General features: G+C 71.7%; 22 protein-coding genes and 2 pseudogenes. 12 read left to right on the top strand and 12 right to left on the bottom strand.

Going from position 1 to position 23,529, the window contains the following annotated elements; translation table 11 throughout:
• The first annotated feature begins 27 nt into the window (after positions 1-27).
• Positions 28-423 carry a PLD nuclease N-terminal domain-containing protein gene (locus tag ACZ4IF_RS36175; RefSeq protein WP_467570820.1) on the top strand — a complete coding sequence of 132 codons (396 nt, stop codon included), beginning with the start codon at positions 28-30 and terminating at the stop codon, positions 421-423.
• The gene (locus tag ACZ4IF_RS36180; RefSeq protein ID WP_467570823.1) at positions 423-1,319 is read left to right on the top strand and encodes a LysR family transcriptional regulator; all 897 of its coding nucleotides are present in this window, start codon (positions 423-425) and stop codon (positions 1,317-1,319) included. Before ACZ4IF_RS36175 ends, ACZ4IF_RS36180 begins: the two co-directional genes overlap by 1 nt.
• On the opposite strand, the gene ACZ4IF_RS36185 is transcribed toward ACZ4IF_RS36180, so the two are convergent.
• Complete coding sequence (locus tag ACZ4IF_RS36185) at positions 1,216-2,175, bottom strand: DMT family transporter (RefSeq protein WP_426680180.1); 960 nt, start codon at positions 2,173-2,175, stop codon at positions 1,216-1,218. The two genes, ACZ4IF_RS36180 and ACZ4IF_RS36185, sit on opposite strands and share 104 nt — an antisense overlap.
• 288 nt (positions 2,176-2,463) lie before the next feature.
• Here ACZ4IF_RS36185 and ACZ4IF_RS36190 point away from each other — a divergent pair.
• Positions 2,464-2,637, top strand: a pseudogene (locus ACZ4IF_RS36190) (TetR/AcrR family transcriptional regulator); the annotation flags it as partial.
• Here ACZ4IF_RS36190 and ACZ4IF_RS36195 read toward each other — a convergent pair.
• Positions 2,618-2,731, bottom strand: coding sequence for a DUF397 domain-containing protein (locus ACZ4IF_RS36195; protein WP_324608134.1), 114 nt, complete (start codon positions 2,729-2,731; stop codon positions 2,618-2,620). The pseudogene ACZ4IF_RS36190 and the gene ACZ4IF_RS36195 overlap by 20 nt on opposite strands.
• Entirely contained in the window at positions 2,694-3,641 is a 948-nt protein-coding gene (locus ACZ4IF_RS36200) for a helix-turn-helix domain-containing protein (RefSeq protein ID WP_467570827.1), read from the bottom strand. The genes ACZ4IF_RS36195 and ACZ4IF_RS36200 overlap by 38 nt, the downstream gene beginning before the upstream one ends.
• Positions 3,642-3,752: 111 nt before the next feature.
• Here ACZ4IF_RS36200 and ACZ4IF_RS36205 point away from each other — a divergent pair.
• Positions 3,753-4,202, top strand: a pseudogene (locus tag ACZ4IF_RS36205) (DUF7848 domain-containing protein); the annotation flags it as partial.
• 83 nt (positions 4,203-4,285) lie between these two features.
• Here the strand turns inward: ACZ4IF_RS36205 and ACZ4IF_RS36210 are convergent.
• Positions 4,286-4,627, bottom strand: coding sequence for an ArsR/SmtB family transcription factor (locus tag ACZ4IF_RS36210; RefSeq protein WP_467570830.1), 342 nt, complete (start codon positions 4,625-4,627; stop codon positions 4,286-4,288).
• A gap of 96 nt (positions 4,628-4,723) precedes the next feature.
• On the opposite strand from ACZ4IF_RS36210, the gene ACZ4IF_RS36215 reads away from it, so the two are divergent.
• From ACZ4IF_RS36215 to ACZ4IF_RS36250, 8 genes are all read left to right on the top strand, one after another.
• Complete coding sequence (locus tag ACZ4IF_RS36215; protein WP_467570833.1) at positions 4,724-5,698, top strand: quinone oxidoreductase family protein; 975 nt, start codon at positions 4,724-4,726, stop codon at positions 5,696-5,698.
• A gap of 248 nt (positions 5,699-5,946) precedes the next feature.
• Complete coding sequence (locus tag ACZ4IF_RS36220; RefSeq protein WP_467570836.1) at positions 5,947-7,170, top strand: LPXTG cell wall anchor domain-containing protein; 1,224 nt, start codon at positions 5,947-5,949, stop codon at positions 7,168-7,170.
• 251 nt (positions 7,171-7,421) lie between these two features.
• Positions 7,422-8,573, top strand: a complete 1,152-nt coding sequence (locus tag ACZ4IF_RS36225; protein WP_467570839.1) for an abortive phage infection protein — start codon at positions 7,422-7,424, stop codon at positions 8,571-8,573.
• 263 nt (positions 8,574-8,836) lie between these two features.
• Positions 8,837-9,448, top strand: coding sequence for a phosphatidylserine decarboxylase (locus ACZ4IF_RS36230; protein WP_467570952.1), 612 nt, complete (start codon positions 8,837-8,839; stop codon positions 9,446-9,448).
• Positions 9,449-9,601: 153 nt separating this feature from the next.
• Complete coding sequence (locus tag ACZ4IF_RS36235) at positions 9,602-10,060, top strand: nucleoside deaminase (protein WP_467570842.1); 459 nt, start codon at positions 9,602-9,604, stop codon at positions 10,058-10,060.
• On the top strand, positions 10,053-11,036 hold the full coding sequence (locus ACZ4IF_RS36240; RefSeq protein ID WP_467570845.1) for an isopenicillin N synthase family dioxygenase: 984 nt from the start codon (positions 10,053-10,055) through the stop codon (positions 11,034-11,036). The genes ACZ4IF_RS36235 and ACZ4IF_RS36240 overlap by 8 nt, the downstream gene beginning before the upstream one ends.
• A gap of 128 nt (positions 11,037-11,164) precedes the next feature.
• Positions 11,165-13,291, top strand: a complete 2,127-nt coding sequence (locus ACZ4IF_RS36245) for a hypothetical protein (RefSeq protein WP_467570848.1) — start codon at positions 11,165-11,167, stop codon at positions 13,289-13,291.
• Positions 13,291-14,835 (top strand): hypothetical protein, encoded by a 1,545-nt coding sequence (locus ACZ4IF_RS36250; protein WP_467570851.1) that lies wholly within the window; start codon positions 13,291-13,293, stop codon positions 14,833-14,835. The genes ACZ4IF_RS36245 and ACZ4IF_RS36250 overlap by 1 nt, the downstream gene beginning before the upstream one ends.
• A 31-nt stretch (positions 14,836-14,866) precedes the next feature.
• On the opposite strand, the gene ACZ4IF_RS36255 is transcribed toward ACZ4IF_RS36250, so the two are convergent.
• The 8 genes from ACZ4IF_RS36255 to hemL form a co-directional block, all read right to left on the bottom strand.
• Positions 14,867-15,274: an SRPBCC domain-containing protein gene (locus ACZ4IF_RS36255; protein WP_467570854.1), complete on the bottom strand. Its 408-nt coding sequence runs from the start codon at positions 15,272-15,274 to the stop codon at positions 14,867-14,869.
• Between the two features lie 116 nt (positions 15,275-15,390).
• The gene (gene ccsB / locus ACZ4IF_RS36260) at positions 15,391-16,482 is read right to left on the bottom strand and encodes a c-type cytochrome biogenesis protein CcsB (protein ID WP_028805052.1); all 1,092 of its coding nucleotides are present in this window, start codon (positions 16,480-16,482) and stop codon (positions 15,391-15,393) included.
• Positions 16,479-18,266, bottom strand: coding sequence for a cytochrome c biogenesis protein ResB (gene resB, locus ACZ4IF_RS36265; RefSeq protein ID WP_467570857.1), 1,788 nt, complete (start codon positions 18,264-18,266; stop codon positions 16,479-16,481). The genes ccsB and resB overlap by 4 nt, the downstream gene beginning before the upstream one ends.
• Positions 18,267-18,269: 3 nt before the next feature.
• A complete protein-coding gene (locus ACZ4IF_RS36270) occupies positions 18,270-19,031 on the bottom strand; it encodes a cytochrome c biogenesis CcdA family protein (RefSeq protein ID WP_359503657.1) in 762 nt (253 codons plus the stop codon).
• 21 nt (positions 19,032-19,052) lie between these two features.
• Positions 19,053-19,676, bottom strand: coding sequence for a TlpA family protein disulfide reductase (locus ACZ4IF_RS36275; protein ID WP_467570860.1), 624 nt, complete (start codon positions 19,674-19,676; stop codon positions 19,053-19,055).
• Between the two features lie 148 nt (positions 19,677-19,824).
• A complete protein-coding gene (locus ACZ4IF_RS36280; protein WP_467570862.1) occupies positions 19,825-21,117 on the bottom strand; it encodes a polysaccharide deacetylase family protein in 1,293 nt (430 codons plus the stop codon).
• Positions 21,118-21,274: 157 nt separating this feature from the next.
• A complete protein-coding gene (locus ACZ4IF_RS36285) occupies positions 21,275-21,967 on the bottom strand; it encodes a histidine phosphatase family protein (protein WP_359503622.1) in 693 nt (230 codons plus the stop codon).
• Complete coding sequence (hemL, locus tag ACZ4IF_RS36290) at positions 21,964-23,280, bottom strand: glutamate-1-semialdehyde 2,1-aminomutase (RefSeq protein WP_359503624.1); 1,317 nt, start codon at positions 23,278-23,280, stop codon at positions 21,964-21,966. Before hemL ends, ACZ4IF_RS36285 begins: the two co-directional genes overlap by 4 nt.
• Between the last annotated feature and the right edge of the window lie 249 nt (positions 23,281-23,529).

Genomic DNA, 23,529 nt, shown 5'->3' on the forward strand with positions numbered 1-23,529 from the left:
AACTGCTCACTGGGGGTACGTTCGGGCATGGTCAGGTATCTGCCGTTCCTTCTGGTCCTGGCGCTGTGGATCTACGCGTTCATCGACTGTCTGAACACGCCGGAGGAAGAGGTCCGGGGCCTGCCGAAGGTGGTGTGGGTGATCATCATCCTGCTCTTCGGCGAGGTGCTGGTCGGGCCCATCGCCTGGCTGGTGGCCGGCAAGACCCGCCGGGCCCCGGTGGGCGGTTCCACCCCGTCGGAGTGGCACCGCAACGCCCGCACCCAGTACGTCGCCCCGGACGACAATCCCGAGTTCCTCAAGTCCCTGAAGGCGGAGAACACCAAGGACGAGGCGCTCCTGAAGGACTGGGAGGCGGACCTGCGGCGCCGCGAGGAGGAGCTGCGCCGCCGTGAGCACGGCGAGGAACCGAAGGACGGCTGATGGAACTGCGGCTGCTGGTCACCTTCGAGAAGGTCGCGACGGTACTGAGCTTCACGCAGGCAGCCGCCGAGCTGAAGTACGCCCAGTCCAGCGTGACCGGTCAGATCCGTTCGCTGGAGTCCTCGCTGGGCACGGAACTGTTCGACCGGCTGGGCAGCCGTATCCGGCTGACGGAGTCCGGTGAGCGGCTGCTGCCCTACGCCCGGCAGATCATCGAGCTGACCGAGGAGGCCCGGGCCGCGGTCGTGGGCGCCGAGGAGCCCTCCGGTGCGCTGACCGTCGGCACCATGGAGTCGCTGACCTCGTACCGGCTGCTGCCCCTGCTGGAGCTGTTCCACCACCGCTACCCGGGGGTGCGGCTGTCGCTGCGCACGACGATCGGGGACGAGACCCGTCAGGCATTGCGGCAGGGCGCGTACGACGTGGGCTTCCTGATGGAGGAGGAGACCCGGCACGCGGGGCTGGACGTCGCGGTGCTGGCGGTGGAGCCGCTGGCGCTGGTGGCGGCGCCGGGCCACGCCCTCGCGGGGGCGCGGGCCGCGCGGACCGCGGATCTCGTCGGGCAGTCGCTGCTGGCGACCGAACCGGGCTGCGCCTACCGGGACTTGTTCGAAAGGGAGCTCAACTCCGTCGAACCGGCGGACTCCGGGGTGTCCTTCACGGAGTTCGGCACGATCGAGGCGACCAAGCGAGCCGCGGCGGCCGGTCTCGGGATCGCGTTGCTGCCCGAGGTGACGGTCGCCGCGGAACTCGCGGAGGGAACGCTGGTGCGGTTGCCGTGGGAGGCGCCGTTCACGCTTCGGACGCAACTGGCGTGGCGGGCCGGGAAGCGGCTTCCCGGTCATGTGCGGCTGTTCGTGGAGCAGGCGCGGCGGCTGGTGTCCGAGGAAGGGTGACCCGCAGGCTCGCGGTCACGATCAGCGGGACGCCGAGGGCCTGCACGAGCCCGATGTGGTGCCCGTAGACCACCCAGTCCATGACCATGGCGACGGCCGGGTAGGTGAAGGCCAGCACGGCGATCTTCGCGGTGGGGAGCTTGGCGTACGCCGCGTACATCAGCACGTACATCAGGCCCGTGTGGATGATGCCGAGGCCGACCAGCCAGCCCCAGTCGGCGCCGGTGCCCCGCATGGCGCCGAAGTCGGCGAAGGGCAGCAGCAGCGGGATGCCGACGAGGACCTGGACGAGGGCGATGAGGTGCGGGCGGACGCCCGTGATGCGCTTGGTGACCAGTGTGGACAGGCCGTACAGCAGCGCGGCGAGGAGGGCCTGGCCGACACCGAGGAGGTAGGTGCCGCCGCTGGTGAAGTCGGCGGGGGTGACGCCCGAGACGAGGACGAGTCCCGCGAAGGCGACCGCGACCCAGCCGATCTTCGAGGCGGTGAGCCGCTCGCGGAAGAGCAGGGCGCCCAGCAGGACCACGTAGAACGGCTGGGTGTGGTAGACCACCGTGGCGACGGAGATCGAGGTGTTCTCGTACGACTGGAAGAGCAGGACCCAGTTGAAGACGATGAACACCCCGCCGAGGGCGGCGAGTCCGAGGGTGCGCGGGGTGAAGCCGTGGCCGCGGAAGTAGCCGCGGGCGAGGGCGTAGCCGCCTAGGGCGAGCGCCCCGAAGAGCACACGGAAGAAGACCACGTTGAAGGGCGAGGCTCCGGACTCCACGACGAAGACGCCGAGGGTCCCGGAGAGCATCATGGCGGCGGTGAGCTGGGCGGTGCCCTTGTTCTCGAGTGCGCTCTTGGAGGTCATGGACACGAAGGTAGGAGCGGGTGCCGGGGTGGGGCCACGGGCCAGTGGGGCGTCCTGCCGATGGCCCCATCGGGGGCGTCGATGAGTCCTCGTCGGGGCCCGGCGCCGGTCGCCGCGGTGGCTCCGACAGCGGTGACGCGTGGGCCGGCGGCCGCCTGCCGCGTACCCCTGTCCCCCGTGCTCCGGCGCAGACGGAGCGGCGGCGGTCCGTGCGCGACTCCGGCACCGCCCGCTCGGGCATCGACGCCCCGGCTGTCCCCCTTCGCCGCGTGGATGAGCACCCCCATCGAGTCCGGCGAGGTCGCCGCACTCCCGCCGGCCCTCGTCGAATCACCGGTCCTCGGGCCCGTCGTCGCCGTCGCCCGCCGCTGGCTGTCGGGCATCGACGAGGTGGACCTCGACGAGGCGGCGCGGGTCCTCCCGGAACGGATCTGGCGGTCGGTCAGCGCAGCGCCGCGGTGAACGCCGCCCACGCGGTCCGGGTGATCAGCAGGACAGGACCGTCAGGGGTCTTGCTGTCACGGACGGGGACGAGACCGGGGGTAGCGGGGGCCACTTCTACGCAGTCGCCGCCGTTGTCGCCGCTGTAGCTGCTCTTGATCCAGGTCTCCGCGTGCGGCTCGTGGCTGCCCATGGTGCTGGTACCCCTCCATCGCGTCGCCGATCAGAGCGGCGGACTCGCGAGCTGACGGAGTGTCCGCCCTGAGCACATCATAGGTCTGGCCGTGTCGCGCGCAGACGGCCGGATCGTCGCTGAAATGACCGCGGTCCAGGGATTCCGAGTAGACCCACTCGTGCCCGTCGGGCAGCCTGATCAGCGACATCGAGGCGTTGGGGCGCACGACTCCGCCGAGGCCCGCCGGGGCGACCTGGATGTGGATGTTCGGGTGGCCGCCGACGCGCAGCAGGTGCGCGCACTGGTCCCGCATGACCGTCGCGCTTCCCACCACGTTGCGCAGGCAGCTCTCGTCCAGCACGACGGCGTAGTAGGGGCCGTCGACGTCCAGGAAGCGCTGTTGCCGACTGAGCCGGGCCCTCACCCGCTCCTCCACTTCTTCCGCGCTCGTGAGGCGGCGTCCGTACAGAGCCCGTACGTAGTCCTCCGTCTGCAACAGGCCTGGAACGACGCGTTCTTGATAGGCACGCAGGGCGACCGCCACCGCGTCCATCTCCGCCCGGCGCCGGAACCAGTCCGGATGCTCCACCTGCGGATACCAGTCGATGCGACTCCACAGCCGCGTCAACACCCCGCCCGATCCCAGCAGTTCGTCGCACCGCTTGGCGAACGTGTCCTGCGGCACCCGCGTCCCCGCCTCGACACGGGCCACGTGGGACCGGTCGCAGGGGATCTCGCGCGCGAGGCCTTCCTGGGTGAGGAGCGCGGCCTCGCGGAAGTGCTTCAGCACCTCGCCGAACACGGCGGCGGTACTGGCCGCCGCCCCTCCCTCCGCGTTGCGTCGGCTCACGGCGTCCCCCTCCGTGACAGTGGGCCACTGTCACGCGTCCGGCATTGATACCGACCGTTCCCCTCCGCGACGCTCGATACACACAGGGTGACCGAACGGTGTGGAGCGGACATGGCCGGGCAGGCGAAGCAGTGGGAACCGGGAACGATCGTCCACGACCCGCGGACGGGCAGGGTGGGCGAATACCGCGGCCAGGCGGGCCCGTACGCGATGCTGCGGCCCGTCGGCGGCGGCCGGGAGTGGGAGGCGGACCCGGCGCTGATCCGGCCGGCGACGCCGGAGGAGCGGCTCGGCGCGGGCGTGCGGGCCGCCAACGCCCGTTCCGCGAAGGCCACGGACAGGCGCCGCGTCTTCCGGTACGTGCCGTACGCGATCGTGCAGGACACGACGGCGGAGCCGGAGTACGAGGCGCGCTGCGTCTCGGGGGACGAGGCCGACTGCGGCGCGGGGTCCGGCCCGCGCCCGGACCCGGCCGAGGTCGAGGAGTGGCAGCGCCTGCACACCCAGGACACCCGGCACACGCGCTACCGGCGCCATTTCGCGGACTACGCGGTCCTGGAACCGGCCGAACCCGTCGGCGCGACACCCCCGCCACCCGTCGTCACGGGCCCACCGCCCGGACAGGGGCGGCACCCCGGTGCGCCTCAGCCGTCCTGAGCGTCCCGCAGGACGAGCGCGAGAAGGCCGGGGAAGCGGGTGTCGAACTCGTCGCGGCGCAGGCGGTTGACGCGCTTGGGTCCCTCGTCGCGCTGCTCCACGAGTCCCGCGCCGCGCAGCACCGCGAAGTGGTGGCTGAGGGCCGCCTTGCCGACGGGCACGTCGAAGCTGCCGCAACTGCGGCTCCACTCCGCCGAGTCGGCCAACTCGCGCACCAACATGATGCGTACGGGGTCGGCGAGGGCGGCCAGGGCGGTCTGCACCGAGACCTGGTCCGGATGGGTGTGCTCGGGCGCGGCCCGATGACTGGTGCCGGTCCGCTGTGCCACGCCGTGCTCCCCTCGTCGCCCCTTGCAGAGTGTTCGATGAAAACCATACACTCCCGAGTGTTCGCTTTTTGTTGAACACTCGCGGAGGGGTGTGCCATGCGCGCGGTCGAGTTCGAGGAGTACGGCGGTCCCGAGGTCCTCAGGGTCGTGGAGGCGAAGGTCCCGGAGCCGGGACCCGGGCAGGTGAGCATCGACGTCGCGTACACCGGCGTGAACTTCGCCGACCTGAAGGCGAGGTCCGAGGGCTACCGGGTGCCGGGCCTCCCGTTCGTGCCCGGACTGGAGGTGTCCGGCCGGATCAGAGCGGTCGGGGCCGGCGTCGAGGGACTGACCGTCGGTCAGGAGGTCGCCGCGCTGACGGAGGGCGGCGCGTACGCGGACGTGACCGTGGCCGACGCGGTCACCGTGTTCCCGCTCCCGGCCGGGGTCGACCTGCGCACCGGCGCCACCCTCCCCACGGTCCTGCCGACCGCCTACGCCCTGCTGCACACCGTCGGCCGGCTGCAGCCCGGCGAGACCGTGCTCGTGCAGGGCGCGGCGGGCGGTGTCGGAACCGTCCTGGGACAGCTGGCGAAGGCGGCGGGCGCCGGGACGGTGTACGGCGTGGTGTCGGCCGCCGCCAAGGCGGAGTACGCCGCCGAACAGGGCTACGACGAGGTCTTCGTGGGCTCCTTCACCGACGAGGTCCGCGCGGCGACCGACGGCCGCGGCGTCGACCTGGCCCTGGACCCGGTCGGCGGCGACACCCTGCGCGGCAGCCTCGCCTCCCTGGCCCCCTTCGGCCGCCTGGTCTCCTACGGGAACGCGGGCGGCGCGGAACCCTGGACGGTGGGCCAGCCCGAGCTCTACCCCACCGGCCTGTCCGTCGCGGGCTTCTCCATCCTCGGCCTGGCCCGGACGGCCCCCGCCGCACTCCGCGAGATCGCCCAGAAGGCCTTCCGTACCGTCGTCGACGGCACGGTGTCCCTGCCGGTGACGGCGGAGTTCCCGCTGAAGGACGCGCCGGAGGCGCACCGGCTAATGGGGTCCCGGACCAGCACCGGAAAGCTGCTCCTGAGGGTGGCCGACTGAGCTCCGCGCCGAGGGCGGACCCGGTCGGCCGGGTCGGCGGCATCGGACCGGCCCGGGTCCGATGCCGGCGACGGGGCGACCGCACGGGTTCGAGAGCCTCGAAGAGGACGGGAACGCAGGAGAGCATCGCGAGGCGAAGAAGGCACCGGACGTGCAACCGTTCGGGACCGGCAGAAGTCTAGCGATCGCAGGGCAGTTCTCCCGGAAGACACCGTTCGTTCGCCCGCGTCCCGACAGAGGTTCCCTCCATGCCGATGCCCCCACGCAACCGTCGCACCTCCGGTGCCGCAGTCGCCGCCCTCGGCGCTGCCGGCCTGATCATGCTGGCCGCGGCTCCCGCCGCCTTCGGCGATGAGAGCGCACCCGAATTGGTCGTCGGAGGCGTCAAGCCGATCGGCGGGGTGAAACCGGGGAGCGTCTTCGATGTGCCGGTCACCGTGGCGAACAAGGGCACCGTGGCGGCCGAGAAGGTGTGGGTCTCCTACGGCGTCACCCGGGGACTCGACTTCGCGGAGGTTCCCTCCAACTGCCGGGTCCAGCATGTCCGGTCCTACGACGAGATGCCCGAGAGGTGGATCGCGGCGTGCGCGTTCGACCAGGCGGTGGAGCCGGGCGCCGTCTACACGCTGGAGAAGCCTCTCCGCGTGAAGGTGCTGGACCGCGCGCTCAACGATGGGCTGCTCCTGCGGGTCGGGGACGCCGATCCCGGGGTCGACGAGAACGGCTATCCGCCGGTGCAGGGAACCGCACCGGCGGTGAAACTGATCGAGGGACCGGCCGGGGGCGCGGGGTCCGCACGCGTCGTCGATGTGCCCGTGACCGCCGTCAACACGGCCGACTACCAGGTGACGGGCGCCGCGTTGAAGGGGAGCGTCGGTGACACGGTGACGATGAAGGTGTCGTTCACCAACGCCGGGCCCGCCTGGTGGCAGCCCAGGCCGGGCGATCGGTCCGTCAGTGTCAAAGTCACGCCTCCCGCCGGAACGTCGGTCGTCAAGCGCGGCCAGTTCTGCCGGGTCGAGGGCAAGCGGTACTCCTGCGGCATGCGGTCCCTGTACGAGGGCAGCGGGGAGACCTACACCTTCGAGCTGAAGATCGACAAGCGGGTGGCGGGCGCCAAGGGTTCGGTGGCGCTGAGCACCGAGCCGCGGCCGTTCGACCCCAACAAGGCCAACGACAAGGCCGACATCACGCTGGACGTCACGGGCGGGGGCTCGACGGGCGGGTCGACCAATGGCTCCACCGGCTCGACCGGCAGCTCGACCAATGGCTCCGACGGTTCGACCGGCGGATCGTCGTCGACGGGCGGATCGTCGTCGACCGGCGGCGACGGGGCGACGACGAACGGCGGGAACCTGGCGGAGACCGGCTCCTCGACGCTGCCGCTCGCGGGCGCGGCAGCCGCGGCGGTGGTCACGGGGGCGGGCGCACTCCTCGTCGTACGCCGCCGCCGGGCCCAGAGCCCGAGCTGACACCCGTCCGAAGCGAGCGGCGGTACCCGCCCCGGGCCTCTGGTCCGGGGCTTCCGCGTTGCCTCGACCGGTGGCGCCTCGGCGCCGGCCGGGCGGTCCGGCCGATCCCGGAGATCGATCTGCCCTCCATCGACGGGCATCGCTCGGTCACGTCTCATCCCTTCGGACCGCCTCCGTAGACCATCGGCCGACGACGGGCGCCCCGGACGGTTCCCAGACTGGGTGCACGACCAAGGGCATCGGGAGGCGCGATGGGAACGCGGGGGATCAGCAGGGCACGGTTCCTGGGACTGGCCGCGGGGGCCGGGGGTGCGGCGGCGCTGTCGGCGGGGGCCGCGGGACAGGCCCGGGCGGCCGCGGCGGACCCGGCCGCGACAGCGGGCCGGCGGGGGCGCGGACTGTCGTACCGGGGAGTGGTGTACGAGGTCGGGGAGGGCGAGACACCCGCGACCGGGTGGAGTGCTCGGCGGATGCGCGCGGATCTGCGGGCCGTCGCCCGCGATCTGCACGCCGACTCCGTCAAGGTGACCGGAGACGGCGTCGAGCGGCTCACCGCCACCGCGGGCGAGGCGGCGGAGCGCGGGCTGGGCGTCTGGCTCGAACCCACCCTCGGGGACGTGCCCGAGCGGGACATCCTCGACCACCTCGCGGAGACCGGCGCCTTCGCCGAGCGGTTGCGCCGCCAGGGCGCCCGGGTGCACCTCAGCGTGGGCTGTGAATTCCTGCTGTACGTGCCCGGGATCGTGCCCGGCGCGAACATCCTGGAACGGGTGGAGAACCTGCTCAAGGGCAACTACGACCCCGTACGCACCGCACGGGAGCTGCGCCGGTTCACGGCGCGGGCCGCGTCGACCGGCCGGTCCGTCTTCGGCGGACGGCTGACGTACGCCGCCGCGCAGGACGAGGACGTGGACTGGCGGCAGTTCGACCTCGTCGGCCTCGACTACTACGGCTTCTTCGGGCGGCGCGACCAGTACGTCCGCGACCTGGCCCGCTACCGCCGGTTCGGCAAGCCCGTCGCCGTCATGGAGTTCGGCTGCTGCACCTTCCGGGGCGCGCCGGAACTGGGCGGCATGGGCTGGGACGTCGTCGACCGCACGAAGGAGCCGCCCGAGGTGCAAAAGGGCCTGGTGCGCAGCGAACGCGCCCAGGCCGCGTACCTGACGGACGTGCTGGCGGTGTTCGAGTCGATGGGGCTGTACTCGGCGATGGCGTACACCTTCGTCTCCCCGGACGCCCCGCACCGCCCGCACGACCCGCGCCACGACCTCGACATGGCGAGCTACGGCCTCGTCAAACCGATCGAGAACCGTCCGGGCGACCCGGAGTCCGGCTGGCACTGGGAACCGAAGGAGTCCTTCGACGCGTTGGCCCGGCAGTACGCGCGGTCCCGCGACCGCTGACCGCGGCCCGCCCGGCTGTCGAACGGCCTGGCGGCCCGCGTCACGCGGCCGGGCGGGTTCGCGCCGTACTCCCCCGGGTGGAAGGCTGCTTCCGCCGCCGTCCACCCCGGGGACGAGGGGGCCACCGCGCGGTCGGCCTCCGGGAGGGCCCGACACCGTCACGCAGGTGGAGCCTCGGCCCGCGGGGAACACGGCAGCATGGAAACCCCGTCCGAACCTCATGCTCAGGAGTTCTCGTGTCCGTTCCTGCCGGTGCCCGTCCGATGCGTCTCGCGCGTGGAGCATCGCCGTGGCTCGTCCCGACCGTGGCCACCGCGGCGCTCAGTCTCGTCCGCGCGCGCCGCTCCGGCGCCGCCAAGGCCGTGGCCGTACCCGCCACCGCGCTCGCGGCCGGCATGCTGTGGTTCTTCCGCGACCCCGAGCGCGAGATCGCGCCGGGCCGGGTCATCTCGCCCGCCGACGGTGTGGTGCAGAGCGTCATGCCGTGGAAGGACGGACGCACCCGCGTCGCGATCTTCATGAGCCCGCTCAACGTCCATGTCAACCGCGCGCCGCTGTCCGGCACGGTGACGTCGGTCGAGCATGTCCCCGGCGGGTTCGTTCCGGCGTTCAACAAGGAGAGCGAGAACAACGAACGCGTCGTCTGGCACTTCGACACCGAGCTCGGTGACATCGAGATGATCCAGATCGCCGGCACGGTGGCCCGCCGCATCGTGCCCTACGTCCCCGAGGGCACCAAGGTCGAGCAGGGCGAGCGGATCGGCCTGATCCGCTTCGGCTCGCGCGTCGACATCTACCTCCCGGAGGGTGTGGAGCCCGCGGTCGAGGTCGGTCAGAAGACCACGGCCGGCATCACCCGCCTCGACCGCGACTGAGGACGGTCCGCGGCCGGCTCACCGGCCTGACGGCGAGGACGCGGTGCGACCGGCGGCGTGGTGCGACCGGCGGCACCGCGCGACCGCGGCGCGGCGCGGCCGGCGGCGCGCCGCGTCGTTGCCCCGGCGTTCCGGCCACAGGAGAGTGGGGGCATGGAGCGCATCGATCAGGCACGGGCGCGCGCGTGGCTCGCCGTCGCCCTCGCGGAGGCCCGCGCCGGGCTCGCCGAGGGCGGCATCCCCATCGGGGCGGCACTGTACGGCGCGGACGGCACCCTGCTGGGCCGCGGCCACAACCGTCGGGTCCAGGACGGCGACCCCTCGGCGCACGCCGAGACGGCCGCCTTCCGGGCCGCGGGACGGCAGCGGTCCTACCGCGGGACGACCATGGTGACCACGCTCTCGCCGTGCTGGTACTGCAGCGGCCTGGTCCGGCAGTTCGGCATCTCCCGGGTCGTCGTCGGCGAGGCGGAGACCTTCCACGGCGGCCACGACTGGCTCGCCGGGCACGGTGTGGAGATCGTCGTGCTGGACGACCCGGAGTGCACCGCGCTGATGCGCGCCTTCATCGAGGACGACCCCGCACTGTGGAACGAGGACATCGGTGACTGACCCGAAGGCCCCGGCCGGCCCCCGCATCCCCACCATCGACCTGCGGCCCTGGCTCTCCGGCGACCCGGACGCCCGCGCCGCCACCGCCCGCACCGTCGACGACGCCCTCCGCACCGCGGGCTTCCTCCTGGTCACCGGGCACGGCGTCGACCCGGCGCTGCGCGCCCGCATCCGCACCGCCGCCCGCGCCTTCTTCACCCTGCCCACCGCCGTGAAGCAGCCGTACGCCGCCCGGGTCGGGGGGCGCGGCTGGCTCGGCCCCGGCGCCGAGGCCAACGCCTACGCGGAGGGCACCGAGACACCGCCCGACCTCAAGGAGTCGCTGACCTTCGCCACGCACGAACCCTTCGAGGACCCCGAGGTCAACGCCGAGTGGTACGCGCCGAACGTCTGGCCGTCCGAGGTCCCGGAGCTGCGGGAGCTGTGCGAGGAGTACCTGGCAAGGATGGGCGAGCTGGAGAACCGGCTGCTCGTCCTGCTCGGTGAGGCCCTCGGGCTGGCACCGGACTTCTTCACCCGGCACATGGAGCACCCGACGTACGGCTTCAACATCAACTGGTATCCGGGGACGGAGGTGCTCGGCGAGCCCGAGCCGGGCCAGTTCCGCATCGGCCCGCACACCGACTTCGGCACGGTCACGATCCTCGACCGGCAGGCGGGCCGGGGCGGTCTCCAGGTGCACACGGACGAGGGAGGCTGGCAGGACGCGCCCTTCGACCCGGCGGCGTTCACCATCAACATCGGCGATCTGATGGCCCGTTGGACGGGCGACCGGTGGCGTTCGGGGCGCCACCGGGTGCTGCCGCCGCCCTCGGACGCACCGGCGGAGGAGCTGATGTCGCTGGTCTACTTCGGCGAGTGCACGCCGGGGACGCTCGTCGAGTCCGTCCCCGCGCCCGTGGGCCGTGTCGTGTACGAGCCCGTCGACTCGCACGTCTACCTGCGCGAGAAGCTGAACTCGATCACAGTCGGCTGACCGGCGGACACTTTTCGTAACCCAACGGACACCGTGCGCCCTATCCCGAACCAACTCCCCCTTTTTACACTGGTGTTGATACACCTCACAGCAGCACATCGGACCGGACCGCGCCAGGGGGAGATGCGGTGCACACAGGGCTGCACGGCCGGGGAGCGCTGTTCGACACCGATCCGCCCGGACTCGCGTCCCGGCTCGTCGGTCTGCGTCCGTACCAACTCCGCTCGACGCCGTACGAACACCCCGGCGAACTGCCCTTCGTGGTGTTCGCGGGCGGGCGCGGGCTCGGCAAGAGCGCCGTGCTGCGGGAGCTGCGCGACGCCTACCGCGGGCACACGCCCGTCGCGCTGATCGACGGCGAGGACCGCCAGTTCGCCGCCCCGCCGCCCGAGCGTCCGGCGGAGTCCTGGTCACCGGTCGGACAGGCGCTCACCACGGTCGCCGAACAGCTCGCCGAGCCGGTGACGGGCGCCGGGCGGATCGGTTTTCCGAGACTGGCGGCGGGGCTGCTCGCCGTGGCCGCGGGCGGCTGGAGCAACCGCGACGTGCCGCGCATCCGGCAGGAGGCGGAACGCATCCTGCTGCTCAACGAGACCGGCACATGGCTGTCGGGCTTCGCCGGCCGCTGGGTGAGCAAGGTCGTCTCCAAGCTCGTCGCCTCGATGAGCGGCACCGGCCCGGTGGTGGAACCGATCATCGAGGCGACCCTGGAGGCGTTCGCCGAGGGCGTCGCCCCGGCCCACCGCCGGCTGCGCAAGGCCGCCACCTGGTACCGGGACTACCCGAACGCGGGCGGCAGTCCCAAGCTGGCCCTCATCCTGCTGTCCCGGCACTTCCGGGCGGGCGGCGACTCGCTCCGGCACGCCGAACGCCATCTCGTACGGGCCCTGCTCGCCGACCTCGACGACGCCTACTCCGGCGTCATGCAGCGTTCGCACCGGCGCGGGCGCCCCGTCGTCCTCATCGACAACGTCCAGGAACCGGCGGGCCTCGGCCTGCTGGAGCCGGTCCTGCGCGACCGCGCCGAGGGCATCACCGACCAGGTCGTCTTCTGCGCGGCGCTGCGCGGCTACGCCCACCCCGCCCTGCGCAACGCGGGCCGCCGCACCCTCCCCGAGGCGGCCCGGGAGAGCGGCTGGGAGCCGGGCACCTCACCGTCCTCGCGCGCGCTGCTCGTCTCGCTGCCGCCGCTGACGCCCGACGACACACTGCACATCGTCGACACCGTCGCCCAGGGCCCGTCCCCGGCACCCGGCGCCGCGGACGTGCCCCCGCACCTCCCGCACGCCACTCACCGGCTGACCGGCGGCAGCCCCCTCGGCATCACCCTGCTCGCCGGCTCGGCACGCCAGAACCTGCCCCAAGGTGCCGACTCCCTGGGCCAGTTGCTCACCGCCGACGTCGTCCTGCACGAGGACCGGGACGGCCGCCCCACCTATCAAGAGCTCCTCGCCCACCTGGTGCCCGGCGGGCGGCTCGACGAGCTGACCGTGCTCGCCGCGGCGCACGACCGCGACTCGGCGTGCGTGCTCGCCGAGGCCCAACTCCCCGAGGAATTCGGCGCGTCGGGCGTCCTCGACCTGGAGGAGCGGCTCACCGCGGAAGGCTGGCCGACGGCCGCGGGACAGTTCGTCGGAGACCCCTTCCTGCGCGCCCTGCTCCTGCTGCGGCTGCACCACACCGACCCGGACCACGCGCGCTGGCGGGCCGTGCACCGCACCCTCGTCGACCACTACCAGGACACCGGCGAGACGGCCGCGCAGGACACGGCCCGCTACCGGCTGCACCACGAACTCGCCCTGGGCGAGGCCGACTCCGCGGTGGCTCATCTGCGCGACACCTTCCCGCGCACCGACACCCGGGACTGGCTGTCGTCGCTGCTCTTCATCGCGTCCGCGCCGTACTTCCACCCGCACGACCCGGACGGCCGGGACTTCGACGGCCACGACCACCGGGCCTCCGTCGCGCTCGGCCACACCGACGCGTCGCAGCAGCCCCCGGACAGCGTGGACGCCGTGCTGCATCTGCGGGTACGGCGGCTGCTGCACGCCGTCTGGCAGCTGACCGACCCGCTGGTCCTGCCGGACCCGAAGGTGACCGAGCGGCTGCGCTTCGAGCTGGAGCAGCTGTCGAACCTGCGGCCGGCGGGCAACGCCCTGCTGTGGCGGGCCTCGCGGGACTGGCCGGCGGACGCCCCGGCCGGCCGCGCCCTGCGCGTCCCGGGCGACGACGAGACCGGGAACGGAGGCAGGTGATGGCGCGCGTGTGGACGTGGCTGCGCGAAGACGTTTGGGAGATTCGTTTCCGCCGGTATGTCGCGCTGACGCTCGTGGCCGCCCTCGTGGGCCTCGGCGTGTGGGGCGGCATGACGGCCGCCAAGGAGAACCGCTCCTGCGCCCCGGGGGTCGTCCAGCCCAAGGGCAGCGACGAGTGCGTGGGCGTCTCGTGGACGACGTACGCCTTCGGCCGTCCACGGTTCGCCGAGACCATCCGGGCGATCAACCGGGAGAACCACCGTCTGTCCCCCGGCAGTTACGTCACCGTCGCCCTGCTCGAACCCTTCACCGCGACCGACGCGGACAACCTCGGCGACGTGCTGCACGAACTCCAGGGCGCCTACCTGGCCCAGTACCAGGCCAACCACGACACGACCGGCCTCAAGCCGAAGATCCGGCTGGTGCTCGCCAACCCCGGCGCCACCGGCGCGCACTGGCGGCACACCGTCGACCAGCTGGAACGCATGACGAAGGGCCCCGACCGGCTGCGCGCGGTGACCGGGGTCGGCCTGAGCACCGACAACAACAAGAAGGCCGTCCAGGAGCTGACCCGCCGGGGCATCCCCGTGATCGGCAGCTCGATCACCGCCGACGATCTCGCCAACGGGCAGAACGGCAAGGACCCCTTCCCCGGGCTCGCCCGCGTCTCCCCCACCAACACCGACGAGGCCCGCGCCCTCGCCTCGTTCGCCAAGGTGTCGGCCGCCGACGCGTTCCTGGTCTACGACCGGACCGGCGACCCGTACACACGCACCCTCCAGCGGTCCTTCGAGAAGATGCTCAAGGGCTCCCGCTACGAGGCACAGCCCTTCACCCCGCCCGCCGACCGCAGCAAGGAGGGCAGCACCGCCAATGTGTTCGCGCAGGTCAGCAACATCCTGTGCAACACGCCGAAGACCACGGACACCATCCTCTTCGCCGGACGGCACACCCAACTGCGGCAGTTCATCAACGCGTTGGGGGCACGCGGCTGCGTCGACCGCCGGTTCACGGTCCTCACCGGCGACGAGGGCTCGTACCTGGCCGGGGACAAGGACCTCGACCCGGCCGCCCTCAAGGACCCGCTGCTGACCGTGCGGTACACGGCGCTCGCCCACCCGGACGCCTGGCCGAAGGACGGCGCGAGGACCGGCGGCAGCGCGGCCGACGCGAAGGTGCTCCGGGATCTGCTGGCGAGTGCCGCGCGCGAGCCGGCCGGTCCCATCGGGAAGGTCGGCCTGGACGACGGCCAGCTGATCATCGCCTACGACGCCATGCGGCTGGCGGTGCACGGCATCCGCGGGGCGTCACCGACCGGCAAGGTCCCCGCGCTGCGGGACGTGGGGCTCCAGTGGCCGCAGGTGAAGGGCAAACAGCTGCGGGTGAACGGGGCGAGCGGATGGATCTGCCTGGACGCCCACGGCAACCCGTACGACAAGGCCGTGCCGATCGTGGAACTCACCCCGGACAGCCGCACCCGTTTCGTACGGATCGCCTGGCCGGAGGGGAAGCCGCCGGCGAAGGAGTGCCTGCCGCCGTCGTAGGGGCGGCGGGGCGGGCGGGAGGCGGCGGGGCCTAGCCGCCGAGCTGCCGGGCCAGGCGCTCGAAGCGGGCCCGCCACTCCGGGTCCCGCTCCGCCTCGGTCTCATGGGTGAAGCGGACCGTGGTGCCGTCGGGCACTCCGTGCTCCAGATGGAACCGGACCCGGCCGCGCCCCTCGACGGTGTACTCCGCGATGCGCTCCACGTCCCAGGCCGTGATCCGTCCGGCGCCCAGCCCGCTCAGGGTGACGGCCCCGCCGAGCCGCGGCTCGAACGGATCGGCGGCGGCCAGCCACCCGCGCAGTCCCGCGGGGGTGGCCAGCGCCGCCCAGACCTTTTCCACAGGCTGGGGAAGACGCAGCAGGAAGTGCAGGACCCGCGCGTTCCCCCGCATCTCGGTGGCGCCCTCTTCGATCGGTGGCCGCTCGATGGGTTGGGTCATGACTCCAGCGTGGCCCGTGGCGGCCGGATCCGCACGTGTGACCATCCCTGACCTGCGTTTTCTTCGCTCAGGGTGCCCGGTCGGCCGCTTCGGGACGGCCGGCCGGGCGACGCCGGCTAGACGCCCGCGTAGGAGTGCTTGCCGCTCACGAAGATGTTCACGCCGTAGTAGTTGAACAGCCAGCAGGCGAAGGCGATCAGGGCGATGTACGCCGCCTTGCGGCCCTTCCAGCCGGCCGTCGCACGGGCGTGCAGGTAGCAGGCGTAGGCGACCCAGGTGATGAACGCCCACGTCTCCTTGGGGTCCCAGCCCCAGTAGCGGCCCCAGGCGTCGCCCGCCCAGATGGCGCCCGCGATGATCGTGAAGGTCCACAGCGGGAAGACGGCGGCGTTCACGCGGTAGGAGAACTTGTCGAGCGAGGCCGAGGCGGGCAGCCGCTCCAGCACGGAGGTCGCGAAGCGGCCGGGCTTCCCGCCGCCGGCCAGCTTGTTCTCGTACGAGTCCTTGAACAGGTAGAGCAGCGTGCCGACGGCACCTACGTAGAAGACGGCGCCGCACAGGATCGCGGTCGAGACGTGGATGTACAGCCAGTACGAGTGCAGGGCCGGGACCAGCTGGTCGCTCGCCGTGTACAGGACGGTGACGGCGAGACCGAGGTCGAGCAGGACCGTGGTGACCAGGAAGAGGCCCATCCAGCGCACGTTCTTCTTCAGGGCCAGCAGCGCGAGGTACACGCCCACCGCGACCGTGGAGAAGGTGATGTTGAACTCGTACATGTTGCCCCACGGCGCGCGCTGCACCGACAGGGCTCGGGAGAGCACACCGGCGGCCTCGACGGCCCAGGCGAGCACCGTGAGGGACACCGCGATCCGGCCGTAGAGGTCGCCCTGCTCGTCGCCGCCGTGCGCGCCGGGCCCGTCGGGCACGTCGCGGGCACCGGCCGCGGAGCGGGTGACGACCTTCGGCCGCTCCAGCACGGCGGTGCCGCCGGCCGTCTGCACGGTGACCGCGGGGGCGGTCGCGGCGCCCGCGCCCTGCTCGCCCTTCGCGGTGAGCGCCTGCGCGGTGCGGGCGACCTTGCTGCGGCTGCCGAAGAGCCACTCGGCGATGTGCGCGAAGAAGGCCAGGGTGTAGACGGCCATCGAGGAGTAGATCAGCACGTTGCTGATGTGAGCGAGGTGTTCGTTGGTGGCGGTGGCGAGAGTCACTGCTTCTCAGCCCCTTCGGCGGCAGATACGGCGTGCGGGTCGGGGGTGTCCTGGTCGGACCCGGGCGTGTCCGGGCCGGGTTCGGGGGCGCTGGGCGCCTGTTCGTGCACGAGCGCGGCGAGGTCGCCGAGCTCCTCGGGGAGCTTCGCGGACTCGCTGCGGCCGAGGCCCGCCATCTCGACAACGGTGACGCCGTCGGTACCGGTGGTGGCCCGCACCCAGACGCGGCGGCGCTGGATGAACAGGGATCCGGCGAGGCCGAAGATCGCGACGAAGGCTCCCACCAGCGCCCAGTCGCTGCCGGGCTGCTGGGTGATCTGGAAGCCCGCCCACTCCTTGATCCCCTTGTCGAAGGTGATCGAGCCGGCGCCGTCGGGCAGCTTCATGGTTTCGCCGGGCAGCAGCCTCGCCTTGAGGATGCCGCCCTTCGCGTCCTTGAACTGCTTCATCTTGGAGGTCTCGAGCTGGTACACGTTCTGCGGCAGGCCCGAGTCGACCCCGAGGCTGCCGTGGTAGGCGTTCAGCGCCAGCACGGGGAAGTCCAGCGCGGGGAACTGGGAGAACATGGTGCCCTTGCCGGCACCGGCGAACGTCGGCACGAAGACGGCGGAGAAGCCGAGCTGCTCGCTGCGGCCCTGCGCGTTCCGGTAGCCGTCCATCACCTTGATCGCGCCGACCGAGGTGACGTTCCCGTCCTGCGGCAGCAGCGGCACGGGCTGGTGGAAGACGACCTCGCCCTTGCCGTCCCGGACGGTGACGACGGGCGCGTAGCCGTGGCTGACCAGGTAGACCTTCGAGTCGCCGATCTCCAGCGGCTCGTTGACCTTGATGGTCTTCTTCTTCGGCTTGCCGTACGCGCCCTCGCTGTAGCTGACCTCCGCCTGGAAGGTGCGCGGGGTGCCCTTGTTGGGCCCGGTCCGCTCGTAGGTGCCGGTGAAGCTCTTCAGGTCGAAGCTGAACGGCGTCAGGTCGTCGCTGCTGAAGAGATTGCCCGACTTGAAGTCGTCGTACTGGAGCAGCGTGTTGGAGAAGCCGTCGCCCTCGACGATCAGCTTGTTGCCCTCGGACTTGAAGAGCTGGCCCCAGGCGAAGGCGACGAGCATCACGACGAGCGCGATGTGGAAGAGCAGGTTGCCGGTCTCGCGCAGATAGCCCTTCTCGGCCGCCACGGCGTCGCCGTCGAGGTGGGCGCGGAACCGCCGCTGCTTGAGCACCTTGAGCGCGGCCTCGCGGACCTCCTCGGGCGCGGCCTCGGTACGCCACGTCGCGTACGCGGGAAGCCGGGTCAGCCGCTTCGGGGCGCCCGGCGGGCGGCCCCGCAGCTGTCCGACGAACTGCCAGGTGCGCGGCACGATGCAGCCGATGAGCGAGACGAACAGCAGGATGTAGATCGCCGAGAACCACACCGAGCTGTACACGTGGAACAGCCCGAGCTTGTCGTAGACCGGTCCCAGCAGGCTGTGCCGGTCCTTGAAGGCGGCCACCTTCTGCGCGTCGGTCCCGGACTGCGGGATCAGCGAGCCGGGGATCGCGCCGAGCGACAGCAGGAAGAGCAGGATCAGCGCGACCCGCATCGAGGTCAGCTGCCGCCAGAACCAGCGGGTCCAGCCGACGACCTCGCGTCCGGTCCAGGTGATCCAGCCGATGGCGCCGGGCGCCCGCGAACCGCCGAAGGAGCCGGGCATCGCCGTCTCCACGGGCGCGGTGGACAGCTGCGAGCCGGCCGCGCCGAGTTCGCCCGCCGCGTCCGGTTCCGTCGTCTTGCCGGTGTCAGTGGTGCTCATGGGTCAGATCCCTACCGTGAAGCCGTCGGACCAGGTTTGCATCTGCTGCACGATGCTGTCCCACGCACCGGTGAGCAGGAGCAGGCCGGTCACGATCATCATTCCGCCGCCGATCCGCATCACCCACGTGTAGTGCCGCTTGACCCAGCCGAAGGCGCCGAGCGCCTTGCGGAAGGCGACCGCGGCCAGGACGAAGGGGATGCCGAGCCCGAGGCAGTACGCGACGGTCAGTATGGCGCCCCGTCCGGCGCTCGCCTGGTTCGCGGCGAGGATCTGCACGGAGGAGAGGGTCGGGCCGAGGCAGGGGGTCCAGCCGATCCCGAAGAGCGCGCCGAGCAGCGGCGCTCCCGCGAGACCGGTCACCGGCCGCTTGTGGAAGCGGAATTCGCGCTGTGTCAGGAAGGGCATGCCGCCCAGGAAGAACACGCCCATGAGGACCATGAGCGCGCCGAGCACCTTGGACAGGGCCGCCTGGTACTCGTGCAGGGTCGAGCCGAAGTAGCCGAAGAGCGCGCCGCCGGACACGAACACGACGGTGAAGCCCAGCACGAACAGGCTCGCGCCGACCGCCATGCGTCCGCGTCTGGCCTCCGCGAGGTCGGTGCCGCTGACCCCGGTGACGTAGGAGAGGTAGCCGGGGACCAGGGGCAGCACGCACGGGGAGAAGAAGGAGACGAGCCCCCCGACCACGGCGATCGGGAAGGCGAGCAGCAGCGCGCCGCTGTAGACCGTCTCGTTCCTGCCGGTGGACTCGGCCAGGGACATGGCGAGGAGGGACACGTCAGGTCACTTCTCCGCGAGCACGGGGTCGAGCATCTTGCGCAGGTTGTCCTCGCTGAGCGCCTGGAGCGTCCGGGCCGCGACCTTGCCCTCGCGGTCGATGACCAGGGTGGAGGGGATCAGCTGCGGGTTGAGCGTGCCCTTCTTGAAGCGGAGCATCAGCTTGCCCGTGGGGTCGTACAGGCTCGGGTAGCTGACGCCGTGTTCCTTCTCGAAGGCGAGGGCCGGGGCGGTGCTGGAGTCGCGGGTGTTGATGCCCACGAACTGCACGCCCTGGTCCTTGGTGTCCTGGTAGACCCGCTCGAAGTTGGCGGCCTCGGCCCGGCACGGTCCGCACCAGGAGCCCCAGACGTTGAGGACGACGACCTTGCCCTTGAAGTCGCGGACGTCGAGCTGCTTGCCGTCGATGGTCTTGCCCGACAGGTCCGGGATCGCGCTCCGGTGACCCTTGGCGGCGGTGTCGACGCCGTTCTTGCCGGCGACGAAGTTGGTGTTGCCCGCTCCTCCCGACGTGCCTCCGGAGGTGCACGCGGACAGGACGAGCGCGGCGACGGCGGCCCCGGCGGCGAGCAGGGCGACGCGGCTACGGGTGCGGTTCGGGCGCTGGTCGGCGCGGCAGGCGGCACTCATGTGAAAAGTTTCGCATGCCCGTTTCGGGGATCTTCCGCACCCCCCTTGCGGGCGGAAACCCGCATATCAGGCGGCCTTTCGGGCTCCTCGTCGACGCCCGTGCGGATGCCCGCACCCGCACGGGTGGATTGCCCCGCCCTGCACCGTTTCAGGTGCCGCTGTCCGCGTCAGCCCCGGAGCCCCGGCCCGAATCCTTGCCGACGTCCCGCAGGAACGTCTTCCAGCCGCCCGCCGGCCGCTCCCCCACCTCCAACGACCGGAGCCTGGCGAGGACCTCGGGGCGCTGCACGTCCAGCCAGTCCGCGAAGTCCCGGAAGGAGACCATGCGGACGTCCGCGCCGTCCTCCCGCTGCCGGGCGACGTACGTGAAGGCCTGCTCGACGGCGTCCATGTAGATGCCGCCGTTCCACTCCTCGAAGTGGTTGCCGATGAAGAACGGGGCGCGGTTGGTCTCGTAGGCCCGCTGGAACCCGGAGATGTAGGACTGGGCGGCCTGGGTGCGCCAGGCCGGGTAGTTGTACGACGGGGCCCTGGTCGTGTTGACCGACTGGTTGGCGAGGATGTTGTAGTCCATCGAGAGGACCTCGAAGGTGTGCCCCGGGAAGGGCATCTCCTGGAGGGGCAGGTCCCACAGGCCCTGGTTCTTCCGCGGCCAGCGCTGGCGGCCGCCGGGCGAGGAGGCGTCGTAGCGCCAGCCGAGCCTTCGCGCGGTGGGCAGCAGGTTCTCCTGGCCGAGCAGGCACGGGGTGCGGCCGCCGACGAGTTCCTTGTCGTAGTCGAAGGGCAGCGCGGGCAGATCGGTCCAGCCCGTGTTGGTCCGCCACTCCTTCACGAAGGACTTGGCCTGTTCGATCTCGCTGCGCCACTGGGAGGGGGTCCAGTCGGCGACCGAACCGGAGCCGGCGCAGAAGTGGCCGTTGAAGTGGGTGCCGATCTCGTGGCCGGCGAGCCAGGCGCGGCGGACGAGCTTCAGCGTCTGCCTGATGTGGTCGTCGGTGAGGTAGCCGATGTCCGAGGCGCCCCTGACGTTGTTCGGCGGGTCGTACATGCGCTTCTTCGACTCGGGCAGCAGGTACAGCCCGGAGAGGAAGAACGTCATCCGGGCGTCGTACTTCTCGGCGAGTCCGAGGAAGCGGTCGAAGAGGCCGGTGCCGACCTCGCCCGCGCCGTCCCAGGAGAAGACCACGAACTGCGGCGGGGTCTCACCGGGCTCCAGGGGCTCCGGCCGGTCCGGCCGGCCCGGCTGCTCGCCGGTGAAGGCGGTGGAGCCGTCGCCGATCGGCTTGGCGGCCTGCCTCGGGGCGCCGGGGTGTCCGTCGCCCCGGGAACCGCCGCCCCCACCCGGAGCGTCCTGCGAGGCGGTACCGCACGCGGCCAGTCCCAGACCGGCCGCGGCACCTGCCCCGAGGCCGATCATTCCCCTCCGGCTGATGTCCCGCATGCGGTCCCCATTTCATCGCGCCCTCTCAGCTGGCTCTCAGCTGGCACTCCATGAGAGGGCACGACGAAGACGGGGGTTCAGTCCCACACGCACATATTTGTATGATTTTACGAAGATACGCTCATATGGCAGGACAGCCTGGGGAGACGACGACCCGTCAGGCGCCGAACGCCTTGCCCGCGCCCTTCACCGGCTTCGCGCCCGCGAGGAGATGCGCCGGCACGAGGTCCCGGGCGGGCTCGGTGTAGCCGACGGAAACGATCTTGTCGCCCCGGTAGGTGAACGTCGTCAGGGACGCGAGCGTGCACTGCCGCTTGCGCGGGTCGTGCCACAGCCGCCGCCGCTCGACATGGCTGCGCACGATCCAGATCGGCAGCTGGTGGCTGACCAGCACCGCCTCGTGCCCGCGCGCCGCGTCCTTGGCCGCGTCCAGCGCGCCCATCATCCGGACCACCTGGTCGACGTACGGCTCGCCCCAGGACGGCTTGAACGGATTGACCAGGTGCTTCCAGTTCTCCGGTCGCCGCAGCGCACCGTCCCCGACACCGAAGGTCTTGCCCTGGAAGACGTTGTCGGCCTCGATGAGCCGCCCGTCGGTCGCGAGGTCGAGCCCGTGCGCCTTCGCGATCGGGGTCGCCGTCTCCTGCGCCCGCTCCAGGGGCGAGGCGACGACGTGGGTGACATCGCGGGACGCCAGGTGGTCGGCGACCCGGTCGGCCATCTTCCGCCCCAGTTCGGACAGGTGATAGCCGGGCAGCCGCCCGTACAGCACCCCGTCGGGGTTGGCGACCTCGCCGTGCCGCATCAGGTGGACGACGGTGATGTCCGTGGTGTTGCCGTTGTCACTCATGCACTGGCCTCCGCCGCTGCCCGCGCCGCCGCCGGAAGGGCGTCGGCGATCCGCTGAACCGCCTGCTCGTCGTGCGCCGTCGACACGAACCACGACTCGAAGGAGGACGGCGGCAGGTACACGCCCTGCGCCAGCATCGAGTGGAAGAAGGCGGTGTACCGGAAGGACTCCTGCGCCTTCGCGTCCTCGTAGTCACGCACCTCCCGCCCGGTGAAGAAGACGGAGAACATGTTGGAGGCGCTCTGCAGCCGGTGCGCGACGCCCTCCTTGGCCAGCGCCTCGGACACCAGCGTCCGGATCTGCTCGGAGACCGCGTCGATCTTCTCGTAGGCGGCGTCGTCGAGCAGTCGCAGCTGCGCGAGACCGGCGGCGGTGGCGACCGGGTTCCCGGACAGCGTGCCCGCCTGGTAGACCGGCCCGGCCGGCGCGAGGTGCGCCATCACGTCGGCACGGCCGCCGAAGGCCGCGGCGGGGAAGCCGCCACCCATCACCTTGCCGAACGTCATGAGGTCGGGACGCACGCCGTCGACCCCGTACCAGCCGGCCCTGCTCGTGCGGAAGCCGGTCATGACCTCGTCGGAGATGAACAGGGCGCCGTTCTTCGCGCAGGCGTCCTTGAGGCCCTGGTTGAAGCCGGGCCGGGGCGGCACGACGCCCATGTTCCCGGGCGAGGCCTCGGTGATCACACAGGCGATCTCGCCGGGGTGCGCGTGGAAGGCGGCGTTCACCGCTTCGAGGTCGTTGTACGGGAGGACGATCGTGTCGCCGGCCTGGGCGCCGGTGACGCCCGGGGTGTCGGGGAGCGCGAAGGTGGCGACGCCCGAGCCCGCCGCGGCGAGCAGCGAGTCGACGTGCCCGTGGTAGCAGCCGGCGAACTTGATCACCTTGGAGCGCCGGGTGAACCCGCGGGCGAGCCGGATCGCCGACATGGTCGCCTCGGTGCCGCTGGAGACGAGCCGGACCTGCTCGACGGGCTCGACGCGCGCGACGATCTCCTCGGCGAGCGCGACCTCGCCCTCACCGGGAGTACCGAAGGACGTGCCGCGGGAGACGGCTTCCTGGACCGCCGCGATGACCTCGGGCCGAGAGTGTCCGAGAATCATCGGCCCCCAGGAACAGACGAGGTCGACGTACTCACGACCGTCGGCGTCCGTGAGGTACGGACCCGCACCGGACACCATGAACCGGGGCGTACCGCCCACGGCGCGGAAGGCCCGCACGGGAGAGTTCACGCCACCGGGCGTGACGGCCGCCGCACGGTCGAATAGGGCCTGCGAGGCCGGTGCTTCGTAGGGATAGGGCAGTTCGGTCATGACCTGCGACGTCTCCGACTCCGGGGGGCTAGTGACCTCCTCAGGGTAGGCCAGGGTCCGAGGGCGGCCGTGAGGGGAAGAGCACGCGGGCATGAACGCGCGAACCCGGCACGACGTACGGCTTCTCGTAGGCGTCCCCCGACGGCTCCCCCTCCCGGGAAGCCGGACGGGACCGCGTACGTTGCAGGTACGCAAGGTCCCGGAATCGCGGGGATCCGGCGGGCCGGTGCCCGGCAGGAGGACGGGGCG

This window comes from Streptomyces sp. NPDC025784 (assembly GCF_055558435.1).

Bases quoted from the DNA above. Each gene is read 5' to 3' on its own strand.
- ACZ4IF_RS36225 (WP_467570839.1), top strand. From the start codon at position 7,422: ATGGGAACGCGGGGGATCAGCAGGGCACGGTTCCTGGGACTGGCCGCG.
- ACZ4IF_RS36250 (WP_467570851.1), top strand. From the start codon at position 13,291: ATGGCGCGCGTGTGGACGTGGCTGCGCGAAGACGTTTGGGAGATTCGT.
- ACZ4IF_RS36235 (WP_467570842.1), top strand. From the start codon at position 9,602: ATGGAGCGCATCGATCAGGCACGGGCGCGCGCGTGGCTCGCCGTCGCC.
- ACZ4IF_RS36280 (WP_467570862.1), bottom strand. From the start codon at position 21,117: ATGCGGGACATCAGCCGGAGGGGAATGATCGGCCTCGGGGCAGGTGCC.
- ACZ4IF_RS36175 (WP_467570820.1), top strand. From the start codon at position 28: ATGGTCAGGTATCTGCCGTTCCTTCTGGTCCTGGCGCTGTGGATCTAC.
- ACZ4IF_RS36270 (WP_359503657.1), bottom strand. From the start codon at position 19,031: ATGTCCCTGGCCGAGTCCACCGGCAGGAACGAGACGGTCTACAGCGGC.
- ACZ4IF_RS36215 (WP_467570833.1), top strand. From the start codon at position 4,724: ATGCGCGCGGTCGAGTTCGAGGAGTACGGCGGTCCCGAGGTCCTCAGG.
- ACZ4IF_RS36275 (WP_467570860.1), bottom strand. From the start codon at position 19,676: ATGAGTGCCGCCTGCCGCGCCGACCAGCGCCCGAACCGCACCCGTAGC.
- ACZ4IF_RS36285 (WP_359503622.1), bottom strand. From the start codon at position 21,967: ATGAGTGACAACGGCAACACCACGGACATCACCGTCGTCCACCTGATG.
- resB (WP_467570857.1), bottom strand. From the start codon at position 18,266: ATGAGCACCACTGACACCGGCAAGACGACGGAACCGGACGCGGCGGGC.
- ACZ4IF_RS36230 (WP_467570952.1), top strand. From the start codon at position 8,837: ATGCGTCTCGCGCGTGGAGCATCGCCGTGGCTCGTCCCGACCGTGGCC.
- hemL (WP_359503624.1), bottom strand. From the start codon at position 23,280: ATGACCGAACTGCCCTATCCCTACGAAGCACCGGCCTCGCAGGCCCTA.
- ACZ4IF_RS36180 (WP_467570823.1), top strand. From the start codon at position 423: ATGGAACTGCGGCTGCTGGTCACCTTCGAGAAGGTCGCGACGGTACTG.
- ACZ4IF_RS36185 (WP_426680180.1), bottom strand. From the start codon at position 2,175: ATGACCTCCAAGAGCGCACTCGAGAACAAGGGCACCGCCCAGCTCACC.
- ACZ4IF_RS36255 (WP_467570854.1), bottom strand. From the start codon at position 15,274: ATGACCCAACCCATCGAGCGGCCACCGATCGAAGAGGGCGCCACCGAG.
- ACZ4IF_RS36220 (WP_467570836.1), top strand. From the start codon at position 5,947: ATGCCGATGCCCCCACGCAACCGTCGCACCTCCGGTGCCGCAGTCGCC.